Origin of the sequence: Bacteroides finegoldii DSM 17565 (genome assembly GCF_000156195.1) — a bacterium.
In the GTDB taxonomy this organism is placed as follows: Bacteria; Bacteroidota; Bacteroidia; order Bacteroidales; family Bacteroidaceae; genus Bacteroides; species Bacteroides finegoldii.
Window position 1 is genome coordinate 1 of record NZ_GG688344.1, and the last position, 24,749, is coordinate 24,749.

20 protein-coding genes and 1 pseudogene are annotated in these 24,749 nt (G+C 44.6%); 6 read left to right on the top strand and 15 right to left on the bottom strand.

Going from position 1 to position 24,749, the window contains the following annotated elements:
* Positions 1-142: 142 nt before the first annotated feature.
* From BACFIN_RS21125 to BACFIN_RS00220, 15 genes are all read right to left on the bottom strand, one after another.
* Entirely contained in the window at positions 143-439 is a 297-nt protein-coding gene (locus BACFIN_RS21125) for a PqqD family protein (RefSeq protein WP_007758299.1), read from the bottom strand.
* A gap of 4 nt (positions 440-443) precedes the next feature.
* Entirely contained in the window at positions 444-1,832 is a 1,389-nt protein-coding gene (locus tag BACFIN_RS00285; RefSeq protein ID WP_007758301.1) for an MFS transporter, read from the bottom strand.
* A 187-nt stretch (positions 1,833-2,019) separates the two neighbouring features.
* The gene (gene secG, locus BACFIN_RS00280) at positions 2,020-2,415 is read right to left on the bottom strand and encodes a preprotein translocase subunit SecG (RefSeq protein ID WP_007758305.1); all 396 of its coding nucleotides are present in this window, start codon (positions 2,413-2,415) and stop codon (positions 2,020-2,022) included.
* A gap of 6 nt (positions 2,416-2,421) precedes the next feature.
* The gene (locus BACFIN_RS00275) at positions 2,422-3,180 is read right to left on the bottom strand and encodes a hypothetical protein (RefSeq protein WP_007758307.1); all 759 of its coding nucleotides are present in this window, start codon (positions 3,178-3,180) and stop codon (positions 2,422-2,424) included.
* A gap of 5 nt (positions 3,181-3,185) precedes the next feature.
* Positions 3,186-3,713: an LPS assembly lipoprotein LptE gene (gene lptE, locus BACFIN_RS00270; protein WP_007758308.1), complete on the bottom strand. Its 528-nt coding sequence runs from the start codon at positions 3,711-3,713 to the stop codon at positions 3,186-3,188.
* A complete protein-coding gene (locus BACFIN_RS00265) occupies positions 3,700-4,929 on the bottom strand; it encodes a sigma-54 interaction domain-containing protein (RefSeq protein WP_007758309.1) in 1,230 nt (409 codons plus the stop codon). Before BACFIN_RS00265 ends, lptE begins: the two co-directional genes overlap by 14 nt.
* A 7-nt stretch (positions 4,930-4,936) precedes the next feature.
* A complete protein-coding gene (pdxA, locus tag BACFIN_RS00260; protein ID WP_007758311.1) occupies positions 4,937-6,031 on the bottom strand; it encodes a 4-hydroxythreonine-4-phosphate dehydrogenase PdxA in 1,095 nt (364 codons plus the stop codon).
* 4 nt (positions 6,032-6,035) lie between these two features.
* Positions 6,036-7,076, bottom strand: coding sequence for a DUF4837 family protein (locus tag BACFIN_RS00255; protein WP_007758312.1), 1,041 nt, complete (start codon positions 7,074-7,076; stop codon positions 6,036-6,038).
* Positions 7,077-7,094: 18 nt separating this feature from the next.
* Positions 7,095-8,129 (bottom strand): 23S rRNA (adenine(2503)-C(2))-methyltransferase RlmN, encoded by a 1,035-nt coding sequence (rlmN, locus tag BACFIN_RS00250; RefSeq protein WP_007758313.1) that lies wholly within the window; start codon positions 8,127-8,129, stop codon positions 7,095-7,097.
* 262 nt (positions 8,130-8,391) lie between these two features.
* Complete coding sequence (locus BACFIN_RS00245) at positions 8,392-10,533, bottom strand: peptidylprolyl isomerase (RefSeq protein ID WP_007758315.1); 2,142 nt, start codon at positions 10,531-10,533, stop codon at positions 8,392-8,394.
* Between the two features lie 119 nt (positions 10,534-10,652).
* Complete coding sequence (locus BACFIN_RS00240; RefSeq protein WP_007758316.1) at positions 10,653-11,909, bottom strand: hemolysin family protein; 1,257 nt, start codon at positions 11,907-11,909, stop codon at positions 10,653-10,655.
* Between the two features lie 3 nt (positions 11,910-11,912).
* Positions 11,913-12,524 (bottom strand): LPS export ABC transporter periplasmic protein LptC, encoded by a 612-nt coding sequence (gene lptC, locus BACFIN_RS00235; RefSeq protein ID WP_007758317.1) that lies wholly within the window; start codon positions 12,522-12,524, stop codon positions 11,913-11,915.
* A gap of 43 nt (positions 12,525-12,567) precedes the next feature.
* Positions 12,568-13,890: a hypothetical protein gene (locus BACFIN_RS00230; protein ID WP_007758318.1), complete on the bottom strand. Its 1,323-nt coding sequence runs from the start codon at positions 13,888-13,890 to the stop codon at positions 12,568-12,570.
* Between the two features lie 62 nt (positions 13,891-13,952).
* Positions 13,953-15,242, bottom strand: coding sequence for a hypothetical protein (locus BACFIN_RS00225; RefSeq protein WP_007758319.1), 1,290 nt, complete (start codon positions 15,240-15,242; stop codon positions 13,953-13,955).
* On the bottom strand, positions 15,229-15,960 hold the full coding sequence (locus BACFIN_RS00220; RefSeq protein WP_081449115.1) for a type III pantothenate kinase: 732 nt from the start codon (positions 15,958-15,960) through the stop codon (positions 15,229-15,231). The genes BACFIN_RS00225 and BACFIN_RS00220 overlap by 14 nt, the downstream gene beginning before the upstream one ends.
* 457 nt (positions 15,961-16,417) lie before the next feature.
* Here BACFIN_RS00220 and lnb point away from each other — a divergent pair, with 457 nt between their 5' ends.
* From lnb to BACFIN_RS00190, 6 genes and pseudogenes are all read left to right on the top strand, one after another.
* Positions 16,418-17,590: a lipoprotein N-acyltransferase Lnb gene (gene lnb / locus BACFIN_RS00215; protein ID WP_032839999.1), complete on the top strand. Its 1,173-nt coding sequence runs from the start codon at positions 16,418-16,420 to the stop codon at positions 17,588-17,590.
* Positions 17,590-19,164, top strand: a complete 1,575-nt coding sequence (locus BACFIN_RS00210) for an alkaline phosphatase family protein (protein ID WP_007758325.1) — start codon at positions 17,590-17,592, stop codon at positions 19,162-19,164. The genes lnb and BACFIN_RS00210 overlap by 1 nt, the downstream gene beginning before the upstream one ends.
* 195 nt (positions 19,165-19,359) lie before the next feature.
* A complete protein-coding gene (gene secA, locus BACFIN_RS00205; protein ID WP_007758327.1) occupies positions 19,360-22,680 on the top strand; it encodes a preprotein translocase subunit SecA in 3,321 nt (1,106 codons plus the stop codon).
* A 162-nt stretch (positions 22,681-22,842) separates the two neighbouring features.
* On the top strand, positions 22,843-23,949 hold the full coding sequence (locus tag BACFIN_RS00200; protein WP_007758330.1) for a DUF6340 family protein: 1,107 nt from the start codon (positions 22,843-22,845) through the stop codon (positions 23,947-23,949).
* 61 nt (positions 23,950-24,010) lie between these two features.
* A complete protein-coding gene (locus BACFIN_RS00195) occupies positions 24,011-24,457 on the top strand; it encodes a hypothetical protein (RefSeq protein WP_007758332.1) in 447 nt (148 codons plus the stop codon).
* 105 nt (positions 24,458-24,562) lie between these two features.
* A pseudogene (locus BACFIN_RS00190) lies at positions 24,563-24,749 on the top strand (IS256 family transposase); the annotation flags it as partial.

The window sequence follows — 24,749 nt, forward strand, 5'->3', positions numbered from 1 at the left end:
ATCTTTACCATGTGTTTTTATTTTAGATTACCCCCGTTTTGGCCGTCAAACCGTTTTTTGGGGGGAATGCTTAAAGATACAAAAAAGGCAACTAATTCGCAATGAAGTAGTTGCCTTAAATTTTATTATTTTAGGAATATCCCTAGATAGTGATACGCGACTCGTAGCCCGCTTCATGATGGAAGTGGTCTGCGAGTTTCTCTATAATCTCACGTACCGTACGTTTCCCATCTATCAGTTCCCATACAGCCGTACCGTGCTCCTCCAAATATATCCGATGCTCTTTCGACATCCCTTTCGGTACAAGAAAGCGTTGCATCCACGAATACTTAAAACGGGGAAAGGAGAGCACAATAGTCTCCCCTTCCCGTTCTGCTGTTATATGTTCACTGCGACAGGGAATAACCTCTAACAGGTTTGTTTTCTCTTTGGCAGCCATCGTTTTATTTCTGAATATTTGCTTCTTCCAAACCGTAACCTTTCTTTCTGTTCTCTGCTTTCAACATCAAAGCAATGATCAAAGCCAATATGCCAAAGAGAGCAAAAATACTCATCGGCAATGTATAGTCATAGGTTTGCGCGCCATCTACTACCGGACCTTTACAATAAGAATTCAGTACCCATCCGATCAACAAAGGCACACCCATCAATCCCCAATTCTGTACCCAGAAGATCAAGGCATAAGCCGTACCCAATTGTTTTTCCGGAATGATCTTCGGAACAGAAGGCCACATGGCCGAAGGTACCAATGAGAAAGCAAATCCCAAGATAATCATGATAATCGTAGCAAACCACCATACATTCAGGATAGGCAGAGCGAACATGGTATGCACGAATATCAACATGACAGATCCGATAACCATCAATGTAGCCCCCTTACCGATACGGTCATACAAGGAACCGAACAGCGGTGTCAACACAATAGCGCCGATCGGCAGCAGCCCGGGAATAGTTCCCGCCAATTTCGGGTCCACGCTATACTTCTGAACCATCAAATCGGCGGCATACTTGATGAACGGGAACACAGCCGAATAGAACAGCACGCACAGAAGGGCAATCAACCAGAATCCCTTGTTGGTAATAATATACACAATATCTTTCATACGGAACGGCTCTTCCGGTTCCAATCCTTCCGCATCCAACGACGCATCCAGTTTCTTATCGTAGAAAGTATAAATGAAGAAGGCGGTTGTACCTACACACAACATTATGAGACAAAACAAAATAGGAGCAGGAATATTGGTATGGAACGCACCGCCTTCGTCCGTATATCCGAAGAAGTCCGCCAAAGGAACAGTCATCACCATGGCCAAAGTCGTCCCGATACGTGCCGTAGCCATTTCAAGTCCCATAGCCAACGCCATTTCTTTACCCTTAAACCATTTGACGATAATCTTGGAAACAGTGATTCCCGCAATCTCGACACCTACACCGAAGATGGCATATCCCAGTGCGGCAAGAGTCACTTGAGTCTTGAAGCCGAAAAGCATGGCGCCTTCGGGGAAGGTAGTAGAAATGGCGTAGTATTTCAATCCACAGCCGAATACCATCAACAGACACGCCCCCATTCCGGTAAAACGGACCCCCATCTTATCCAGAATGATACCGCCGAAGATCAACATCAACAAGAATACGTTAAACCAGCCGTATGCACTTGTGAAGAAACCGTAATCAAGGCTATCCCATAATAATTCTTTTTCAAGCATGGGTTTTAGCGGAGACATTACGTCAGTGAGGAAATAGCCGCATAGCATAGTAAAAGCGACCAATGCAAGAACACTCCAGCGTAACACTGCGGAGTCATTCAATTTCTTTTTTAATTGTTCTGTCATTGTTATATTTAAAAAGTGATTAATAATCTAAAACAATTAAGCGCGGATTACACTGACCACCCGGAACATTGAGAATCCGTGTAATCCGCGTAATCCGCGCCTAACAATATGTTAATGTGACAATATGCTAATATGCCAATGTACTGCGAAACGCCGAACGGAAACTGGCATAACGGCAAATTATTAATTATTCTGCTGCAGGAGCAGGAGTTTCAGTAGCTGGCGCCGGAGTCTCGGTAGCTGGCGCATCAGCAGCAGGAGCTTCTGTTTGCGGTGCAGCTGTACCTGCGGGCAAGTTATACGGGTTAGTCTGTTGTTCCTTCTGTGCCTGTTCCAACACTGCGTCTGTAGCAACAGCCGAACTAGGAACCACATAAGCGGTAGCAATGCTCATTACAACCATAAAGATAGCCAAACCCCATGTTGTTTTTTCAAGAAAATCTGTAGTCTTGCGCACGCCCATAATAGCGTTAGATGAAGAAAAACCGGAAGCAAGTCCGCCTCCTTTTGAGTTCTGAATCAGCACGATGAAGCACATCAACAGGGCTGCAATCACCATTAAGATAACGAATAATAAGTACATTTTTAGTTATTTTGAATTAGCGTTAATAATCAATTTCTCCAAAAATCTGATTTGGTCTGCAAAGTAAGCATTTTTTTTTGGATATTTCAAGCTTAATTTTTTAATTATTTCAAGAGCTTTTGAATATCGTTGCTGTTTAACATAGATTTTAGCCAAAGTTTCTGTAAAACAGCTATCATCCTCCTCTTCTTCCCCACTCACCGTATTCGATTCATCACTCATTGCATCCGATTCCTCCCGCAAAGGTTTTATATGCAACGGAGCGTCGCTTTCACTCTTTTCTATGAAATCATCAATCAGTTCAAATCCCTTTAGCTTAGGCGCTTCTTCCGTCGATTCATCCGTTCCGGGAGTCTCCTCAAGCAGATAGGAAGTATAGTCCATCGAATAGTCGAAGCCGGTTTGGGTGGTCACTTCCTCCGGTGCCGTAGCCAGGAAAGCGTCAATCAAAGCCAATGTACGGTCTACCGAAGGCTCATCTTTCAGAACCTCAGTCAAAGGAACTCCTTTTTTCCGCGACTGAAGATCGAAACGGCTGCCTTCAATCAGTTGAAACAACTTCCGTCGGTCGGCTATATAGAGAACGGCCTTTCGCAGTTCCCCGCCAAAACTGATATCATGGAGAATATACAGATTTTTGAGATACAACAGACGAAGCGACTGAAAATACGGATACCTCGCAAGCAGATTGCGCAACTCGTACAAAGTATCCCTATTCAGCGTCTCCGGATGCTGAATCCATTGTTGAAAGTTAACAGAAGTCATTTATATTACCAGTTTGCTACGGTTGCATTGAATATTTGGTCGGTGATCTCTTTTGACATTTCAGCTATCAGCCCGTCCTGCACGGCAGTCAGCAATTGGCTGGAGTCGTAGGTACGGAAAGCGGAGAACTGCTGTTCAAAGTCTTCGGCATGATTTGTGTTGTTGACAAAACGGACGTTCACCGTGATGGTCAGCTTCGTTTCCGAAGAATAACCATCGGCGGACACCGCCTGGTTATACTGATTATATCCCGTGATCTCACCGTCAATCTGCAAGTCCGCGTTCTGATTCGGCTTCAGCAATTGCAGACGGGTCTGGCGGATAAATATATCTTTCAGATCTTCATTGAACTTCGTCGCCAACGGGGCATACACATACTCCGACTTTATCGGGAAATCGGCAATGGAAATCGTCTTCACCTTATCATAGTTGATAGATGAGCCGTTAAACTTATAGGAAACAGTGCACGCGATGACCGCCAATGGCAAAACCGCCAGCAGCAGAGGGCGTGTTATCTTTTTAATCCAAATCATATTCTTTTATTTTTCTATAAAGTGTACGCTCGGAAATGTTCAAATCCTTAGCCGCACTCTTCCGTTTTCCATGATGTCTCTCAAGTGCTTTGCATATCATTTCTTTTTCTACTTCATCCAGCGACAGGGACTCTTCCACATATTCTTCCGTGTCCTGAATATCGTCATCATCTTTGCAGACAGCTGGTTGCTGCACCGGATGAATAATGGCAGGAACCGAAGGTTGCGCCGTCACTACCGGAGTGGCAACCACCGCACTGACCGGGCTTACCTGTCCGGCGCGTTCAGCCATCAGATTGTGTACCATCTTTTTCAGTTCCGCCACTTCCTGCCGCATATCGAACAGAACGGAATAAAGAATCTCCCGCTCGCTTTCAAAACCCTTGCTCTCACGTGTACCCAGCAATGCGGGAAGACGTTGTGTATTCTGCGCGGGAAGATAAGTCTGCAAGATGGCAGCGTTAATCTCCCTGTTAGTTTCAATAATCGAAATCTGCTCGGTGATATTCTTCAACTGGCGCACATTTCCCGGCCACGGATAGGCCAGCAATTCTTTCTTTGCGTCTTCCGTCAACTGAATGGCCGGCATTCTGTATTTCTCTGCAAAGTCGGCGGCGAACTTACGGAACAACAGAAGTACATCGTCTCCGCGTTCACGAAGAGGCGGTATCTGGATAGGCACGGTATTCAACCGATAGTACAGGTCTTCACGGAAACGTCCCTCCGCAATGGCTTGCGTAAGATTGACATTGGTAGCCGCCACAATACGCACATCTGTCTTTTGTACACGTGACGAACCGACTTTGATAAACTCACCGCTCTCCAGCACACGGAGCAGCCGCGCCTGAGTAGGCATGGGCAACTCCCCTACTTCATCAAGGAAGATTGTCCCTCCGTCGGCTTCTCCGAAATAACCTTTCCGCTCGCCGATCGCACCGGTAAACGCGCCTTTCTCATGTCCGAACAGTTCGGAATCAATTGTGCCTTCCGGAATCGCTCCACAGTTGACAGCGATATACTGTCCGTGCTTTCTCCGGCTATATTGATGAATAATCTGCGGGAAACTTTCTTTTCCGACACCACTTTCTCCGGTAATCAACACAGACAAATCAGTAGGAGCCACTTGAATAGCAATATCAATGGCGCGTGATAAAGCTTCGGTATTACCAATAATACCGAAACGTTGTTTCACTTGTTGTAACTCCGCTCTTGTCATTACTCTTTTACTCTTCGTCTACTGTATCCAGCTTCAGTTTATCACTATCATCCCGTTTCTCGTAATACTGTTTCCGCAACGGATTCGCACGGGCCGCTTTTTCCCGTTGACGATTGCGGAATACATCAATGGCAACATAGACTGCCTGACGGAAAGAGTCTTCACTCGCCAGCCCCTGCCCTGCAATGTCGTATGCCGTTCCGTGTGCCGGAGAAGTGCGAACCACCGGCAATCCAGCCGTATAGTTCACTCCGTCGTCCATTGCCAGTGCCTTGAACGGAGCCAATCCCTGATCATGGTACATCGCCAGAATACCGTCAAAGTGAGTATAATTGCCCGAACCCATAAAACCGTCGGCCGCATAAGGACCGTAGCACAGGATTCCTTTTTCTTCCATTTCCTTCATGGCAGGAATGATCACTTCCTGTTCTTCCATTCCCAGCAAACCACCATCACCGGCATGAGGATTGAGCGACAGTACTGCAATGCGCGGAGCACCGATACCGAAATCCTGTTTCAGGCAACGATGAAATATCATCAGCTTTTCTTGAATCAATTCTTTGGTAATCGTTGTCGCAATCTCCCGGACAGGGATATGCGTTGTCACCAAAGCCACACGGAAATCATTCTTCATCAGAATCATCAATGACTTATTGCCATTGCCCAGCCGTTCCTCGATATACTCGGTATGTCCGGGAAATGAAAACTCTTCCGACTGAATGGTATGTTTATTGATCGGTGCCGTTACAATAACGTCAATCAGCCCCTCACGATATTCTTCGATGGCACGCTCCAATGCGCCCAATGCAGCTTTACCGGCTTCAGGATCCGGTTTGGAGAATTCCACTTTTACCTCATCATCGGTACAGTTCACTACACTCAGCCGGTTGTATCCCGCTTCGGAAGCACTGTTGATTATACTGAAATTAGCCTGAACATCCAATGCTTTCCGGTGATAGGCAGCCACTTTCGGCGATCCGTAAATAATCGGAGTGCACAACTCCAGCATAGTAGGATCCGAGAAAGTCTTTAAGATCACTTCATAACCTACCCCGTTTATATCTCCTTGGGTAATGCCGATTCTTATTTTGTTATCTTCCATGTTTTTATTTATTAGTTTGTTCCGCTTCCTTAGTTTCCTCTCCCAATGGAATCTGGTTCTGCTGAACTTCGTTCGGAAGTTTCAGCGTATACAGAGAGGCTTCCATCTGGCGAACCAGGTTGCGTTTCATTTTATCAGGTGAATAGACAAATATTTCTGCTGTAATGATTCGTTGGTTATTCTCGTCAAGACGGGTATGCGACACATACGGACCACCCATAAAGTCACCTTTCATGCGCCACAACCCGCGCGCTTCCATCGTGTAGCTGTTCTGCACATTGATGGGGCGGACATCCGTCAATAAGCTGTCGGTTGCCATATAAACGCCTTCCTTGAATCCGGGAATGTTGGCTTTCATCACAGAGTCACGTTTATGGACAAAATATTCTTTGGTAAACGTATCCTTATCTGTATAAGGATAAGAGTACATCACGAAGTTACGGTCGGCAGTACCGGTATTGGTAGAAGCCCAGAAGAAGTCTTCCCCCGTCTTTGAATTAGTCAGCTCGGCAGGCAGCCAGATATCGCAACCGAACAAGCTGTCCACCTTATTTGAAATAAAGTTGCTGTGCTTCTTTTCGAGCGAAGTGATCTGACGGTTCATTTCCGCACGGGTGAAGAAATTGATTATCGTCTGTCTGTTCTCCTTCACAAACTTCTCGAACTCTTCTTCGTTCGGAGCCTGGATAGTCAATATCATCTGCGGATTGGCATACACATCTTTCGCATATTTGAAAGAGGCCTTTGTATATATATCCTGTATATCTACAATAATAATGTTGCGTATCAACTTCAGCGTAGAGTCATAATCTTTGGGTGAAGTGTACATGATACGGAAAGAAGGTTCCGATTGCGGCAATCCGGGCATATCGGAATCGAGTGCATCATGCAAAGCTCTTCCTGCCGCACGATCCCAAACACCGTGGTCTACTACTACCAAAAGCTCGTATGCACGTCCACTAGAAGTGTGGTTTCCTTTCAGACCACAAGAAGCAAAGACAAAGGTTACCAAAGCAATGCTCAAATAAGAAAAGTACTTTTTCATGATGTTCGGTTTTATATATTAACTCTTATTATTTTCCTCCTGTTTCGCTGTTGACAACATACCGCAAGCTGCAAAGATATCTTCACCCCGCGAAGCACGGATCGTAGTGAAAAGCCCGTGCGATGTCAGGTAATCGCGGAAACGGGTCATCGTATCCATATCCGCTCCCTCAAGGTTTACACCCGGTATGGCATGAAAACGAATCAGATTGATTCTGCAATCCAATCCGCGAAGGAGCTTCAGCAACTCTTTGGCATATATCTGCGAATCATTGAGTCCTTTAAAAACAATATATTCAAATGAAAGTCGACGCTGTTTGCTAAAATCATAGTTTTTTAACAGTTCCACCATTTCGGTAATAGAGAACGCTTTTTCCGCCGGCATTAACTCGGAACGCTGGGCCGCCACCGGAGAATGCAGGCTGATAGCCAGATGGCAATCGCTTTCTTCGATAAACCGCCGCAGTCCTTTCCGCAGTCCTACTGTAGAAAGAGTGATACGCTTCGGACTCCATGCGTAACCGTAAGGGGCGGTCAGCACTTCCAATGCCTTAAGTACTTCATCGAGATTATCAAGCGGCTCGCCCATCCCCATCATCACTACGTTGGTCAGTTTGTCACGTTCCGGCAATGAATGGATCTGATTGATTATCTGATTGGCAGTCAGATTGGCGGTAAAGCCTTGCTTGCCGGTCATACAGAACTTACAGTTCATCTTGCAACCGACCTGTGAAGAGACACATAACGTCGCCCGGTCGTCATCCGGAATATAAACTGATTCAACAAAATGGTTATCGCCCACTCTGTACAAATACTTCACCGTGCCGTCTACAGAACGCATTTCATCCACAGGAGGGAATACTCCTACCTCATAGTTCTGTTTAAGCAACTCACGGTGTTTCAATGACAAATTAGTCATCTCATCAATCGAGGTTACCTTCTTTTCGTAAAGCCAGGACGCAATCTGCTTGGCGGCAAAACTGGGCATTCCCAGTCTTTTTGCCAATGCTTGAAGCTCTACGAGGGTCATTCCTAAAAGGGGATATTTAGACATTCTTCTTTCTGTTGATGGTTTATATCTGCAAATGTAAGGAAATAAAGTCGATTTCCGTATAGTGATAATGTAAAAGTTAACAAAATTCGCTTATTCACCACAGAGGACACAGAGAAATAAATCAGGCATAAATTATACGTATTCTTCTGATACATATAATTTATGCCTGATTATATAATAACTTCGAGTTCTCTATGTTCTCTTCACATCTCTATATTCTTTTCACCCTCAGTGTCTTCTGTGTCCTCTGTGGCGAAATAAGTTAGAAGAACAGGAAGCGTGTGTCCTTTACATTTGCTTTCAGATACAAGTCGTTCATCAGACGGCTGGCGAAGCGAGCGTGCATATTAGCCAACGTAGCTTCTTCCGTTTTCGCATCAAATGTCTCGTTCAGTTTGTCCTTGCCGTAAACTTGCAATACAAATACTCCGGCATTACCTTTGATAGGTGTGCTCAACTTGTTCATTTCAGCAACAGAAGCATAGGCGCCTACCAACGGTTCACTGCTGCGCAATGCGGAAACATAAGCAGGAGCGGCGAAGGTAACCATCTTCAAAGAATCGCTTACAGCGTTAGTCATAGACTTGTATTGGTCGAATGAAGTGGCATTTGCCGATTTCATATCCGCCATAATCTTTTCAGCCTTCTTGTCTTTTACGATTTCAGCTCTCAACTGATCCTGTACAGACTTCAAAGAGCGATATCCTTCCGGTTTGATGCTCACCAAGCCTACAACCATCATGTGATCGCTTTCGCCACATTCGTACAGGCCGGAAACTTCACCCGGTTCAGCTTTATCAAATGCCCATCTCAAAGCTTCTTTAGTACCTCTCACACCACCGATACCGTGTTCAGAGCTGTTCAAATCTGCTCTGTCAAGCAATCTGTATCCGGCTTCTTCAGCGTTAGCCACCATCTTCTCAACACTAGGATTGGCTGCGATAAACTGGCTGAAATCATTGTAAGCACGATTGTAAGTTTCTTTACTGAACTCTACTTCACGCTTGACAACAGCTACTTTATATTTATCTTTTACAGCTTTCTTGTTGGTTACTTGCAGAATTACGTTTGCTTGTCCCATCGGTAAGTTCACCAATTCGTTCACACCTGTATTATTGATGGCAGAGATGAATTTCAGGTTATCACCGTCGATCTGCGCACCTTCGTACTGAGCGGCAGTCAACCAATTAGAATCACCGGTCTGACCGTATTTTTTAGCCAGCTCCACGAAGTTGGCGCCATCTTTAATCGCATTGTAGATACTGTCTGCCAATGTCTTTGTTTTCAACGCGTCTTCCACGTATACCTGAATCTGGCGGAATTCGACAGAGTCGGCAACGGCAGCCTTAGCAACAATTTTGAAAGAGTTGATTGTGTTATCGGCACCATTGTAGTAAGGACCGTATACCGCACCTACGGAAGCAGAGTCCAAACGTGCCACTACATCCGACGGGAAAGCAGTCTTGTTATAGAACAAGTCTACGTACGGAACATCCGAACCTACCGAGCGGATAAAAGAAGTGTAATCGTCTGTTGTAGTAGCCAACTGAGCAGTTGCCTCGTCCACTTCTTTCTGGATAGCAGCTCTGTCCTCAGGGCTTGCAGTCACCTGTACATCGATGTACTTGATGTCACGAGTTTCCTGATATTGCTTGAATTGTTCTTTCTTCTTGTTATACAGTTCTTTCAGTTCCGACTCTTTCACAACGATTGTAGAATCTACTACTGAAGAGTAAGGAATGCCTGCCAGCAACACATTGTATTGATTCACTCTTGCGTCGAAAGCGTCCTGAGCCTCTACCGGGTTAGAAAGAAGAGCTTTAGCGACCAAAGCCTGGTATTTTTCAGCTAAACGGCTTTGAATCAAAGTTTTCTGAATAAACGACCAGTATTTATACATATTATTGTATTGTTCGGCATACTGTGTCGGCATCTGCGATTCGTTCATCTTAGCATATTCAACAAGGAACTTGTTCAACATATCCTTATCGAAGTTGCCTGTTTGTGGATTTTGGAAAGGAGTCTGTCTCAGCAGAGGATGTACACCAGCTTTCAGAATATCCTGAATTTCAGCAGTGGAGACAGTGAGCCCCAAAGCTTTTGCTTCCTTTTCGATCAGTTTATTGTTTACGTATGAACGCCATACTTCATCACGCACCTGGTTGGTTTGTTCGTCGTTCAAGGCGTTCACTCCACGCATGAGTTTCACCACTTCGGTATATTCTTCCACCAAATTCTGATACTCCTGAGCGGAAAGAGCGTCTCCGTTCACCTCACCTACGTCATGCGCCTGATGTGGCTGCATCACTTTCCATGCGTCACCCGCAATGAAAGCAAACAGCGCCAAGCCGATAACAATCACCAATAGAGGTCCTTTCGACCTAATGTTTTGTAACGTTGCCATTTTGATTAATATGATTTATGTTTATTATTATTTCTTTCTTTTGTCGTTTTAGCGCACGAAGATACAAAAAATGCTAATATGCTTCTATTTATTAGCTAAAAATTTCTTGATTATCGTCATTATTCCAAGACTTTTAAACGAACAAGTTCGATTTTCGTCGCCGTCACCTTGATTATCTTGAATTGATAACGTCCGATCTGAATCACTTCATGTAATTTCGGGAAGCTCTGATATTGGCTCAGGATCAACCCTCCTACCGTCAGATAATCATCCGATTCGGGCAAGTCGAGTCCGAACGTCTCATTCACCTTCTCTATTTCCAGACGGGCGGCCAGCACATACTCATGTTCGTCTATCTGCTTGCAGATATAGGAGGTATTATCGTGCTCGTCCTCTATATCACCGAAAATCTCTTCCACCAGGTCTTCCAAGGACACAATGCCGGACGTGCCGCCAAATTCGTCTACCACTACGGCAATCGTCTTCTTCTGCTGCATAAACAGCTTCATCAGCTTATGAGCCGACATTGTTTCAGGCACAATCGGCACTTGCTTCACATTGTCGTGCCAGTCTTTCGGGGCACGAAACATTTCCGAAGAATGGATATAACCGACTACATTGTCGATATTCCCGTCGTATACGATTATCTTGGAGATACCGGACTCTATGAAACGGTTTTTCAGTTCGTCCAACGAGGTTGTCAGATCGACAGCTACCACCTCCGTACGCGGAACAATGCAGTCGCGTATTTTTATATTCGAGAAATCAAGCGCGTTCTGAAATATTTTTACTTCCGTATCCAACTCTTCTTCATTCTCGGCATTGTCGATACTACTCTGTACAAAGTAATCCAGATCGACTTTTCCGAATGCGATATCAGACGCTTCCTTATTCACCTTCATGCCAAAAATGCGAAGGAACAAACAAGACAGTCCGGAGGACAATTTGGAGACGGGATACAAAATAATGTAACAGACAATAAGCGGAACGGCAAAAACGTTCAGTACCAAATTGGGATTGATCTTGAACAATGTTTTCGGCAAAAACTCTCCGGTTACCAGGATGATTAAGGTAGAGATAACGGTCTGCGCCAGTACCATAAGGAAGTGATTTTCTATGAATCCCGACAATAAATTGTCTCCGATAATCTGTGCCATCAGAATACCGTAGATAACCAAGGCTATATTGTTGCCCACCAGCATAGTGGAGATAAACTCATTCGGATTCTTGAAAAAGACAGACAGGATGCGGGAAGTGACTCCCCCTTTGCGTTCCATTTCAAAGCGCAGTTTGTCTACCGAGACAAAAGCTATCTCCATTCCCGAAAAGAAGGCGGAGAAAACCATAGTGATAATTAGAGAGATATAAATATTCATAGCTTATTTCACAGAATCTTTTTTCACGGAATCCGGCAAGGCTTTCAGTTCCGGCTGCGTGGTGCCCGCTTCATCATCCACATAAAAAATACCCTCTATATTGTGAATGGTGTAAACTGTCATTTGCTGGTTGGAGTCGAAGCCATGCCCGGTGATAGTACGGTCCGGCTGCTGAATACGTATAAACTTGTCAGAATACACCTTCTGGGTAGCTTCGTTCCAATATAACAATTCCGTATTGAAACGTTCGCCTTTCCGGTTCTGTATATCTACGTTCCCTATCAGCTTCCAAAGCCTTTCTTTGTCATAGTAGTAGGCAGTATCCGCTTTGATACTGGCTTCTATATGAAAGATAGAGTCAAACTGTTCCAGATATACTCCTTTTTCAAATGCCCAATAAGAAGGTTTCTTTCGGTCGAACACCTGCCACTCTTCCGTATTCACTCTATAACGTGTCACTCCGGAATCGGATATAAGGGTAGTGACCCCTAGCGTACTCATCATCGGAAGAGAATCCCGTTCAGTGATAGCTTCACCTATCGCTTTCGACTTGCCGCCACAGGAAGGAAATAAAAGAAGCATAACAATTGTCCCCAGGACAATTGTTATGCTCATGCTTTTATGCAATAAACGTTTTCTTCGTTTTCGCAACATACATTTATCTAATCGTTGTAGTCTCTCCGATCCAACCGCCGATAGTGATGCGGTCACCGGCTTTATAACCTAACATGAAAAGGTCTTTAGCCTGCGGAGTATGAGCAGAATATCTGCCAATCAACTTGTTCGCTTCTTCAGCCACACTAGGATCTACCGCCTTTGCACGTTGCAGTTTGTCAATCACTGCAAAATAAGTACACTTGTTCAGAGCGGATTCATCGCTCCAGTTAGGACTCATCGCATAAAGGTTGGCTATCAGAATGTAAGGAGCACCATAATTTTCGTTGAAGCTGATGGCCTTCTGGCAATAAGATCTAGCCTGAGACAGTTTCTTGGTGGAAGCCAATACCGCTGCTGCCGCATACGCCTTTTCTGCTTTCTTCAAATTGTCAGTCTCCAAGTTCACTGCTTCGTCAAAGAACTTCACAGCACTGTCGATATCACCTTTCTTGAATGCCTGATATGCACATCCTGTGGCAGCTTCGGCAGTAGGTTCCATTTTATAAGCATAGAATGATGCTTGCAAATATGCTTCACTTTCAGTACATTTCATCATTTTCATAATATCAATGACTTTCTTCAAGTATGCCAGATCCGTTTGATTAGCTTCTACCTTCGGTCCGTAAATACCTTGCAATGATTCACAATCGGCAGTTCCGCTATTAACGAACAAAGCGACCAAGTTATCTTTGATACCCATATAGGCTTTCTTCTTTGATTCCTTAGTCTCGGCAGCAATAGCTGCATCTGCATACTCGGAAGCAGCCAGATAATCCTGAATGAATTGTTCCTTATGAGTAGGATCCGCTTTTAACTTATCCAATGACATCTGCAAGAAATAGAACAAAGTAGCGGCAGCCGACTCACCTTTCACAGCGTTGACAGACTGGCCCAACCACTGATAAGCCTGATTAACGTCCAACTTCGGAGCAAAAGCGATATAATCTACAGCCTTGATACCCAATGCTTCTTCAGGAGAAGAGACCTTTACTCCCTTAGCCAAGAAGTCAGGCGTATATTTGATACGCAAATCGTGCGTATTCATCAGTTCATTAAAATATTTCTGATAATCCGGATTGTTTCTGTCTTTGATTTGCCCCATCAAACCTTTCAGAATTTTATATCCGTCCGTAAAAGTATAGAAACGAAGCGTCGGGCAATTTTCCAACACAGCTTTCCATGGAGTATACGCATCTTTAAAGTTACCTGCACGCACAGCTTCATGCGAGATACTACTGTTTGAATTACAGTTCGCATCCTGTGCTACCACAGTAGTCGCCCCTGCTGAAAGGAACAACATAGCCACAAGCGTTTTAATCTTCATTGTATTTAAATTTTAGTTGTTATTATAAAGTCGTCTATTCTCTCTCACTTTGTTGCAACTAATTATTCTACCCGGCGCTTGAAGAACCAACGTTCGTTGAACGTCAATCCAATGCTCACACGGAAGATGTTTTCATTCACCATATTCGTTTCCAATCCTTTGACGCGGACAAACTGCCCACTTATACTGAGAATGGAACGCGAACGAGGAACAGGCAAACCGAAACCGGCAGTCACGCCATATTCGCGAGAAGCCTTTTCACCGTTGATCTTATAATACGGAGTCGTATAATAAGCTCCCAAACGATATTTAATATGGGCAAGATAAGAGCGTCCTATCAAATTAGGAATGTACTCCGCACCCATTGATATTTTATGACGGTCACAGTAAGTATATGTTTCATGCATATCATTGTCCACATCATCACCCTTATAGTTTACATCAGCCCATTTCTGAAGACTATAATCAACACCTACCATCAAATGCCTATTATAATTGTAAGTAACTCCCACACCAAAAGAATTAGGCAATCCCAATGTTGCATCCAACTCATTGCTAACCGTTGTACTAGCCTGCGTGGTTACCGTTACATCGTTATTCAAATTATGCTTCGGCGAATAAACCGCACCGATTGTCACCGAATGTTTTTTGCCAAAGTCCTGCGTATACTGTGCGCCAAAATCCAACTTATAATCAGAAACAGACACAGCATTCTGTCTCACAAATGAATAAGAAGAAGATGTATTCGGATAAAGCATTGTCAATGAACGAGTGATATCTCCCCAAAAATAAGAAACATTGACTCCCAAAGACAAATTCTTTAAAACCTTCACTCCTACTCCCGCATACAACTGGTGCAACCCGCCATCTCCGGCAAGAGTCTTTGTATAGTCCGGCGTCGCGTCATTGGCGCCAGGTGTTGTTTCCGCAGTACCGCTATGACTTTCCGACACATTATATCCGACACTTGAGAAAGGCAATAGCCCCACACTCATTGCTATTCTAGGATGCAAGCGGAATTGCATTGCCAGATAGTCAAAACTAGAGTTCTTAGCGTTCAGCTTCACACCGCCGTTATTGACATTCATATTTTGCAGACTGACACCTCCTTCGAAAATGAAAGTCAGAGAGTCAATGGCTGTATACGAAGCAGGATTCAATGGATTGATCTGCGCTCCATCACGGAGTCCAAAAGCAATTCCTCCCATCGCCTTGCTATTTCCGAAACTTTGATCGGACAAATCGCCATAGCCATATCGTGTATAAGGAGAGTTTGTATTATTTTGAGCAATTGCCATTCCGGTAACCATCGTGAGCAAAAGCGCACATAGTGTGTGTTTAAATCCTACCATTATTATAGTTTAAAATTCTATTTAATCCTTTCAACACTAAAAATCTATCTGCAAAGATGATACTTTTTACGCTGCTATCAAAAGAAAATTCATCTCCACCCGTTAAAAAAACCAAAAGTTCAGGATATTTATGCTTCATAGACTCAATATAACCTGAAATTTCGTATTCCATCCCTTTTAAGACTCCGGCACGTATAGCCGTTTCAGTATCCCGTCCCATCGGGAGTTTGCGCCCGTTGGTATCCACCAGAGGCAAACGTCCGGTGAACTGCTGGAGCGCTTTGAAACGCATTTGCATACCGGGAGAAATATTACCGCCATGATACTGACCTTTCGAGTCAATGAACTCATAAGTAATACAAGTCCCCGCGTCAATGACTAATATATTTCTATGCGGGAACTGTTCATTCGCACCTACCACAGCAGCCATACGGTCGTATCCCAATGTTTCAGGAGTTTCGTACAAGTTGACCACCGGCAGAGGTGTCTCATGATTCAACCAAAGTAAAGGAAACTGCAAAGCAGCCAGATCCGCCAACACCCGTTCGTTCAAATCAATGACAGTAGCCACAATCCCCTGATTCACCGGATATTTGGCGCAAAGTGTTTTCAAGCAATCCAATGACTGATTGGATTCTGTGAGCACTTCCACCATCTCCCCGTCATTGAAGAGAGCGACTTTCGCCATCGTATTTCCTATGTCGATAATTAAATTCAATGCGTTTTTTATCTTTAGCGGGCGCAAAGGTATAGTAAAAAAAGAAAAGATGAAGCATACGAAAAGAATTATCTTATCAAAAACGTTGCAAACCATTGAAATATAAGTAATTTCACCATACTTGTATACTTGAAAGCTTTATAGATTTTCATACATTTGACAAGTTCCGATTAGCTATAATGAAAACAAAATTAGCTATAAAGAGATGACCACTGTGCAGCACAGGGTATCTTGAGGGTAAAAGCCTATGATTTTCTTTATGTAATAACGTACACGGACGCAGGCGCGAGAGAACACGCTTTTTTTCTAATAAATATAATAATATAGAGAAAACAATAAGTAGTATACATCGATTCTTCGTATATTCGCCGCCGAATAAAAAGAATTTCCCCAAAAGAAACGTCCGATGAAACGATTTAATGACTTTTTCCGCTGTATGTCGCCGCTTGTGCTATTCATGTTGTTCTTTTCCACCACTGATGTGTCCGCAATGAAAAGCAACGGTCCGGCCGCAGACGGTCATGACTCCATCCGTATCAGCCTGCTGACCTGTGCTCCCGGCGAGGAAATTTATTCTCTGTTCGGACATACAGCCATCCGTTACGAAAATCCTTCACAAGGGATTGACGTAGTTTTCAACTACGGTCTGTTCAGCTTCAACACCCCCAACTTCATACTTCGCTTCTCTCTCGGAGAGACAGATTATCAACTAGGCGCAACCGATTATGCTCATTTTGCGGCAGAATACGCATTCTTCGGACGTAGCGTATGGCAACAGACTCTGAACCTGACCGAAAGAGAAAAGGCCGAATTAATCCGTCTGCTACAAGAGAATTATCGTCCCGAGAACCGAGTGTATCGTTATAATTTTTTTTACGACAATTGCGCCACCCGCCCCCGCGACAAGATAGAAGAAAGTATTGCCGGAAAAGTGATTTATCCCGCAAAACCGCAGGACGGCTCACGGTCTTTCCGCGACATCGTGCATCAATATTGCAAAGGTCATCCGTGGGCACGCTTCGGCATTGACTTATGTATCGGAAGCGAAGCAGACCGTCCTATCACACAGCGACAGATGATGTTTGCCCCATTTTATCTGATGGACGCTTTTGCCGGAGCGCAAATTGAGAATGACTCCATTCAGCGACCGCTTGCGGAAGCCGCCCGACTGATTGTAGACGCCACTCCCGGGACGGATGAAAGCGGCTGGATATTCACTCCGTTACAATGCGCCCTGCTTTTATTTATATTGACAGTCGGCGCTACCATCTACGGTATCCGTCGAAGAACCGGACTATGGGGAGTAGACCTCTTCCTTTTCAGCGCGGCAGGTATCGTAGGTTGTGCTCTTGCCTTTCTGGCTTCCTTTTCCGAACACCCGGCCGTCAGTTCCAATTTCTTATTGCTCGTGTTTCATCCCGGACAACTTCTTTTCCTTCCCTACATCATTTATTGTGACCGAAAAGGAAAGAAATGTTGGTATCTGACCTTGAATTTGATCGTTTTAACACTTTTTATAGTGCTTTTTCCGCTAATTCCACAAAGATTTGACTTAGCTGTTGTACCTTTGGCACTCAGTTTGCTGGTACGTTCAGTGAGCAACTTAATTGTGACATCTAAAAAGAAATAATGAAAGGATTACTGACTTCCCTTATCGCCGTACTTACCTTCACCGGGCTACAAGCTCAGTCGTTGCCTGCCGCACCCAAGCTCGTGGTGGGACTAACGATTGACCAACTGCGTACGGACTACTTGGAAGCATTCTCATCACTTTACGGGGAGAAAGGTTTCAAACGCCTTTGGAAAGAGGGAAGAGTGTTCTATAATGCCGAATATACTTTCAGCGGTGTAGACCGCTCGTCTGCCATAGCCGCCATTTACAGCGGAACGACTCCCTCCATGAACGGAATCATCTCCAAGCGATGGATGGACGCGGCTACCCTACGTCCTGTCAACAGCACAGACGACACGGCTTTCATGGGGTACTATACCGACCAGACGTGTTCTCCTTCCAAATTATTGACTTCCACCATTGCCGATGAGCTCAAAATAGCGACTCAAGGCAAGGGGCTTGTATATGCCATCGCCCCCAAATGTGACGCGGCGATTCTTGCCGCCGGACATGCCGGGAACGGTGCTTTCTGGCTCAATCCCAACACGGGAAAATGGAGCGGAACAACTTATTACGGAGAATTTCCTTGGTGGGCAAGTCAGTACAACGACCGCCAAGCCGTCGATTTCCGTATTGCGAATATCGTATGGGAACCGGTATTTCCTCGCGGGATGTACACATTCTTGCCAGACTGGCGGGATATGGTTTTCAAATATAAATTTGATGACGACCGCAACAACAAGTACCGCCGTTTCATCACCAGCCCTTTCGTGAACGATGAAGTGAATGCGCTTGCCGAAGAAGCATTGAACAAGAGTTCAATCGGCATGGACGACATTACTGACTTATTGGCACTGACTTATTATGCCGGCAACTACGCACATAAATCCGTACAGGAATGTGCAATGGAAATGCAGGATACCTACGTGCGCATTGACCGTAGCATTGCCAACCTGCTCGAACTGCTCGACAGGAAAGTGGGCTTGCAGAACGTGCTCATCTTCGTCACTTCCACCGGATATACAGACAGCGAATCGTCTGATTCGGGATTATACAAAATTCCCGGAGGAGAGTTCTACCTCAACCGTTGCGCCGCTTTGCTGAATATGTATCTGATGGCTACGTACGGAGAAGGAAAGTATGTGGAAACTTATCACAACCAACAGATTTATCTGAATCATAAGTTGCTGGAACAAAAGCAACTCAATCTGACGGAAGTACAAGAGAAGTCCGCCGAATTCCTGATGCAATTCAGTGGAGTGAATGAGGCATATTCCGCCAACAGGCTTCTGTTGGGTTCGTGGACTCCGGAAATCCACAAAATACGTAACGGATATCATCGTAAACGCTCGGGGGATCTGGTAATCGATGTTCTTCCCGGATGGTCAATCGTTGACGAGAACAGCCACGAGAACAAGGTGGTACGCCATTCGTTCATCCCCTCACCGCTGATTTTCATCGGTCACTCGGTGAAACCGGCTATCATACAGACTCCTGTAACCATTGAACATATTGCGCCTACACTGGCTCATTTCATACGTATCCGGGCTCCCAATGCCTGCAACTCCGCCCCTATTACCGACTTGCGGTAAAAGTTTACTCATAAAAACAGGGTGCAAAACATAAATAAATCAGCATTTTAATGTAACTTTGCAGGGATTATCCACCATGGATTCCACAGATTCACTCAGATTGAAAAGAAAAATCTGTGTCCTGTATAAAAGATCCGTGAGAATCTGTGAAATCCGTGGTGCAAAAAAGATAAATAATAAACTAAATAATAGAACATGGGATTTAATGAATTTTTAAGCTCGATTTTCGGAAACAAATCCACACGAGACATGAAAGAAATCAAGCCCTGGGTGGAGAAGATTAAAGCTGCCTACCCAGAGGTTGAGAAACTGGATAACGACGCACTCCGCGCAAAAACGGAAGAACTCAAAAAATATATCCGCGAATCAGCAACCGCCGAACGTGCGAAAGTAGAAGAACTGAAAGCGAGTATCGAAAGCCTTGAACTGGAAGACCGCGAAGAAGTATTTGCGCAAATAGACAAGATAGAAAAAGAAATTCTGGAGAAATATGAAAAAGCATTGGACGAAGTATTGCCCGTTGCTTTCTCCATCGTTAAGGCAACTGCCAAACGTTTTGCCGAAAATGAAGAAATTGTAGTGACTGCCACGGAATTCGACCGCCAGCTCGCTACAACAAAGGATTTTGTACGCATCGAGGGAGACAAAGCCATTTATCAGAATCACTGGATAGCCGGTGGTAACGACACGGTGTGGAACATGGTTCACTACGACGTACAGTTGTTTGGTGGTGTCGTTCTCCATAAAGGCAAGATTGCGGAAATGGCAACCGGTGAAGGTAAGACATTGGTAGCTACCCTCCCGGTATTCCTGAACGCATTGACCGGAAACGGTGTTCATGTGGTAACCGTGAACGACTATCTGGCAAAACGTGACTCCGAATGGATGGGGCCTCTCTATATGTTCCACGGTCTGAGTGTGGATTGTATCGACCGCCATCAACCGAACTCCGACGCACGTCGTCAGGCATATCTGGCCGATATCACTTTCGGAACGAACAACGAATTCGGTTTCGATTACCTGCGTGACAATATGGCTATCAGTCCGAAAGACCTTGTACAACGTCAACACAACTACGCGATTGTCGATGAGGTTGACTCCGTATTGATTGACGACGCACGTACTCCGTTGATTATTTCCGGTCCTGTGCCGAAAGGCGATGACCAATTATTCGAACAACTCCGTCCGTTGGTTGAACGTCTGGTAGAAGCGCAGAAGATATTGGCTACCAAATATTTGTCTGAGGCCAAGAAGCTGATCGCAACCGGTGACAAGAAAGATATGGAAGAGGGATTCCTCGCTTTGTACCGGAGTCATAAGGCATTGCCTAAAAATAAAGCGTTGATTAAGTTCTTGAGTGAGCAAGGCATCAAGGCCGGTATGCTCAAGACAGAGGAAATTTATATGGAGCAGAACAACAAGCGTATGCATGAGGTGACTGATCCGTTGTATTTCGTCATCGACGAGAAGCTGAACAGCGTAGATTTGACAGACAAAGGTGTAGACCTGATTACCGGCAACTCAGAAGACCCGACCTTGTTCGTACTCCCCGATATCGCCGGACAACTCTCGGAACTGGAGAATGTGCCGGACCTGACTAACGAGGAAAAACTTCAGAAGAAGGACGAACTACTGACTAACTACGCCATTAAATCGGAACGCGTACATACGATCAACCAATTATTGAAGGCGTACACCATGTTCGAGAAAGATGACGAGTATGTGGTTATCGACGGACAAGTGAAGATTGTAGACGAACAGACCGGACGTATCATGGAAGGCCGCCGCTATTCTGACGGACTGCATCAGGCTATCGAAGCAAAGGAACGCGTGAAAGTGGAAGCTGCTACGCAGACTTTCGCCACGATTACTTTGCAGAACTACTTCCGTATGTATCACAAGCTGTCCGGTATGACCGGTACTGCCGAGACGGAAGCAGGCGAACTTTGGGACATTTATAAATTGGATGTTGTGGTAATCCCGACCAACCGTCCGATTGCCCGCAAAGACATGAACGACCGCGTTTACAAGACTAAGCGTGAAAAATATAAAGCCGTGATCGAGGAAATCGAACAATTGGTTCAGGCAGGACGTCCGGTGTTGGTAGGTACCACTTCGGTAGAAATCTCCGAAATGCTGAGTAAAATGCTGACCATGCGTAAGATTGAACATAATGTATTGAATGCGAAGTTGCACCAGAAAGAAGCCGAAATCGTAGCGAAAGCCGGTTTGAGTTGCGCGGTAACGATTGCAACCAACATGGCAGGTCGTGGTACGGATATCAAACTAAGTCCGGAGGTAAAGGCTGCGGGCGGTTTGGCGATTATCGGTACAGAACGTCATGAGTCCCGCCGTGTAGACCGCCAGTTGCGTGGTCGTGCAGGACGTCAGGGTGACCCGGGTTCTTCTGTATTCTTCGTATCACTGGAAGATGACTTGATGCGTCTGTTCTCTTCCGACCGTATCGCAAGCGTAATGGATAGACTCGGTTTCCAGGAAGGCGAAATGATTGAGCATAAAATGATTTCCAACTCTATCGAACGCGCCCAGAAGAAGGTAGAAGAAAACAACTTCGGTATCCGTAAGCGTTTGTTGGAATACGACGACGTTATGAACAAGCAACGTACGGTTGTCTACACGAAACGCCGCCATGCGCTGATGGGTGAACGTATCGGTATGGATATCGTAAATATGATTTGGGATCGTTGCGCGAATGCCATCGAAAATAATGACTACGAGGGTTGTCAGATGGAACTGCTCCAAACGTTGGCTATGGAAACTCCGTTCACAGAGGAAGAGTTCCGCAACGAGAAGAAAGAGAAATTAGCCGACAAGACTTTCAACATTGCGATGGAGAATTTCAAACGCAAGACCGAACGTCTGGCTCAAATCGCTAATCCGGTTATCAAACAAGTATATGAGAATCAAGGACATATGTATGAAAACATTCTGATTCCTATTACGGACGGCAAACGTATGTACAACATCTCTTGTAACCTGAAAGCGGCTTACGAATCGGAATCGAAAGAGGTGGTGAAATCATTCGAGAAATCAATCCTGCTCCACGTGATCGATGAAGCATGGAAAGAGAATTTGCGTGAACTGGACGAACTGAAACATTCGGTACAGAACGCCAGCTACGAACAAAAAGACCCGTTATTGATTTACAAGCTGGAATCCGTAACGCTATTTGACGCAATGGTGAACAAAATCAACAACCAGACTGTGTCTATCCTGATGCGTGGACAAATTCCTGTACAGGAAGCTCCGGACGAACCGTCCGCACGCCGAGTAGAAGTACGTCAGGCTGCTCCGGAACAACGTCAGGACATGAGCAAGTATCGTGAGAACAAACAGGATTTGAACGATCCGAACCAACAGGCTGCCGCCAACCAGGATACCCGCGAACAGCAGAAACGCGAACCGATTCGCGCCGAGAAAACGGTAGGGCGCAACGATCCTTGTCCATGCGGAAGCGGTAAGAAGTACAAGAACTGTCACGGAAGAAATCTTTGATCAATGAGGTAAGGAGCAGACGACAGAATTTGTACCCGGCGCTCCCTATCTTCCGATTATAAAAGAAAGCCTTAAACGGTTAAAAACTGTTTGAGGCTTTCTTTTGTTCTTTCAAAATAGTACTTTTGTTCAAACTACTAAATGTATTAAATTGTATTGACTATGGCAAAATCTTATTCATTGGCATTCGTTTCTCTGTTTCTATTGCTATTCGGCAGCTGTCAAAGTATAGAACAGATTTCCATTGATTATCTGCAACCTGCCGATTTGAGTTTTCCTCCTCAACTTCGTAAAGTGGCCATCGTAAATAATACAAGTAATGCACCGGACGATAAGCTGACTCCCCAAACTAAAAAATCGAAAGACAATAGAGTTGAAATAAGCCGTGCCATAGCTTATGCCAATGGCGATCCTAAGGTTGCGACAGAAGCGATGGCGGAAGAAATAGCGCATCAGAACTACTTTGACGAAGTGGTGATTTGCGACTCTGCCTTGCGGGCAAACGATAAAATCTCCCGTGAAAGTACGCTTTCTCAAGAGGAAGTCCGCCAGCTAGCTTCCGATCTGGGAGTAGATCTGATTATTGCTTTGGAAAATCTGCAATTCAAAATAACGAAAACAGTACGTTACTTGGAGGAATTCGGATGTTATCAAGGTGCAATAGATGCGAAAGTCTATCCAACGGTATCCGTATACCTGCCCGAACGGAGTAAACCGATGGCTACTATCCGTCTCAATGACAGCATTTTCTGGGAGGATTTCGGAATTTCACCTACAGAAGCCGCCGCACAAATCATCCCCACAAAAGATATGCTGAAAGAGGCTGCTGAGTTCGCAGGAACCGTACCCGTAAAATATATTGTCCCTATCTGGAAGAACGGGAAACGTTATCTGTATACCGGTGGCTCCGTCCCCATGCGCGATGCGGCTATTTATGTACGCGAAAATTCGTGGGACGAAGCATACGGACTTTGGAATCAAGCCTACCAATCGACTAAAAACGAAAAGAAAAAGATGCGTGCAGCTCTTAATATAGCTGTTTATTATGAGATGAAAGATAGTCTGGCAAAAGCGGAAAAATGGGCTACTACCGCTCAACAACACGCCCGGAAAACAGAATTGAAAAAGAATACCGACAACAATAAAATCAATACCGACGAAGCACCGAATTACTTCTACATCAGCCTCTATTTAACCGAATTGAAGGAGAGAAACGCCCAATTATCCAAGCTTAAGCTACAAATGAGCCGATTTAATGATGATTTTTAAAGAAATCGTGTATCAAATCTTATTTTTTTTATACCTTTGAGCTAACAAAAAGAAGGAATCCATGAAATTGAGCGAACAATCACTATCTATTATCAAATCGGCTATCCAAAAGGCAGTCGCTAAATACACCTGTAACTGTGAACAAACAGCAGTAACCGATATCCACCTCCAACCGGACCAGACTTCAGGGCAACTTAATGTTTACAACGATGATGATGAAGAATTAGCCAACGTCATGATAGAAGAATGGGCTACATACGACGGTGATGATTTTTTGGAAAATGTAGAACCTTCTTTGCGCAGTATCCTGTGCAGAATGAAGGAGGCGGGGGACTTCGAGAAGATTACCATCTTGAAGCCTTACTCATTCGTTCTGGTAGATGAAGAAAAAGAAACCGTAGCCGAGCTATTATTAATAGACGACGATACGATACTGGTAAACGATGAACTTCTGAAAGGATTGGATAAGGAATTGGACGATTTCTTAAAAGAGCTGTTAGAAAAATAAACTCCTTCACTAATTACAATTCTTTCTATCAAGCTGGAGGATGTAAATTAAACTGTGTCAGCAAAGATTAAAATAAAATATTAACTTTGCTAACACAGTTTTTTTATGAAAGAAGAATTTGATTTTGAAAGTATCAAGAACAAGGCAATTGAACAGCTGAAAGCAGGTAAGCCCTTGTTAGGTAAAGACGGTGCTTTTGCCCCTTTATTGGAAAGTATCCTGAATGCAGCTCTGGAAGGTGAGATGGATGCACATCTTACAGAAGAGGAACGTCAAATGGGTAACCGACCGG

Excerpts from the sequence above, each read along its gene's own strand:
- BACFIN_RS21125 (WP_007758299.1), bottom strand. The coding sequence starts at position 439 with ATGGCTGCCAAAGAGAAAACAAACCTGTTAGAGGTTATTCCCTGTCGC.
- BACFIN_RS00285 (WP_007758301.1), bottom strand. The coding sequence starts at position 1,832 with ATGACAGAACAATTAAAAAAGAAATTGAATGACTCCGCAGTGTTACGC.
- secG (WP_007758305.1), bottom strand. The coding sequence starts at position 2,415 with ATGTACTTATTATTCGTTATCTTAATGGTGATTGCAGCCCTGTTGATG.
- BACFIN_RS00275 (WP_007758307.1), bottom strand. The coding sequence starts at position 3,180 with ATGACTTCTGTTAACTTTCAACAATGGATTCAGCATCCGGAGACGCTG.
- lptE (WP_007758308.1), bottom strand. The coding sequence starts at position 3,713 with ATGATTTGGATTAAAAAGATAACACGCCCTCTGCTGCTGGCGGTTTTG.
- BACFIN_RS00265 (WP_007758309.1), bottom strand. The coding sequence starts at position 4,929 with ATGACAAGAGCGGAGTTACAACAAGTGAAACAACGTTTCGGTATTATT.
- pdxA (WP_007758311.1), bottom strand. The coding sequence starts at position 6,031 with ATGGAAGATAACAAAATAAGAATCGGCATTACCCAAGGAGATATAAAC.
- BACFIN_RS00255 (WP_007758312.1), bottom strand. The coding sequence starts at position 7,076 with ATGAAAAAGTACTTTTCTTATTTGAGCATTGCTTTGGTAACCTTTGTC.
- rlmN (WP_007758313.1), bottom strand. The coding sequence starts at position 8,129 with ATGTCTAAATATCCCCTTTTAGGAATGACCCTCGTAGAGCTTCAAGCA.
- BACFIN_RS00245 (WP_007758315.1), bottom strand. The coding sequence starts at position 10,533 with ATGGCAACGTTACAAAACATTAGGTCGAAAGGACCTCTATTGGTGATT.
- BACFIN_RS00240 (WP_007758316.1), bottom strand. The coding sequence starts at position 11,909 with ATGAATATTTATATCTCTCTAATTATCACTATGGTTTTCTCCGCCTTC.
- lptC (WP_007758317.1), bottom strand. The coding sequence starts at position 12,524 with ATGAGCATAACAATTGTCCTGGGGACAATTGTTATGCTTCTTTTATTT.
- BACFIN_RS00230 (WP_007758318.1), bottom strand. The coding sequence starts at position 13,890 with ATGAAGATTAAAACGCTTGTGGCTATGTTGTTCCTTTCAGCAGGGGCG.
- BACFIN_RS00225 (WP_007758319.1), bottom strand. The coding sequence starts at position 15,242 with ATGGTAGGATTTAAACACACACTATGTGCGCTTTTGCTCACGATGGTT.
- lnb (WP_032839999.1), top strand. The coding sequence starts at position 16,418 with ATGTTGTTCTTTTCCACCACTGATGTGTCCGCAATGAAAAGCAACGGT.
- BACFIN_RS00210 (WP_007758325.1), top strand. The coding sequence starts at position 17,590 with ATGAAAGGATTACTGACTTCCCTTATCGCCGTACTTACCTTCACCGGG.
- secA (WP_007758327.1), top strand. The coding sequence starts at position 19,360 with ATGGGATTTAATGAATTTTTAAGCTCGATTTTCGGAAACAAATCCACA.
- BACFIN_RS00200 (WP_007758330.1), top strand. The coding sequence starts at position 22,843 with ATGGCAAAATCTTATTCATTGGCATTCGTTTCTCTGTTTCTATTGCTA.
- BACFIN_RS00195 (WP_007758332.1), top strand. The coding sequence starts at position 24,011 with ATGAAATTGAGCGAACAATCACTATCTATTATCAAATCGGCTATCCAA.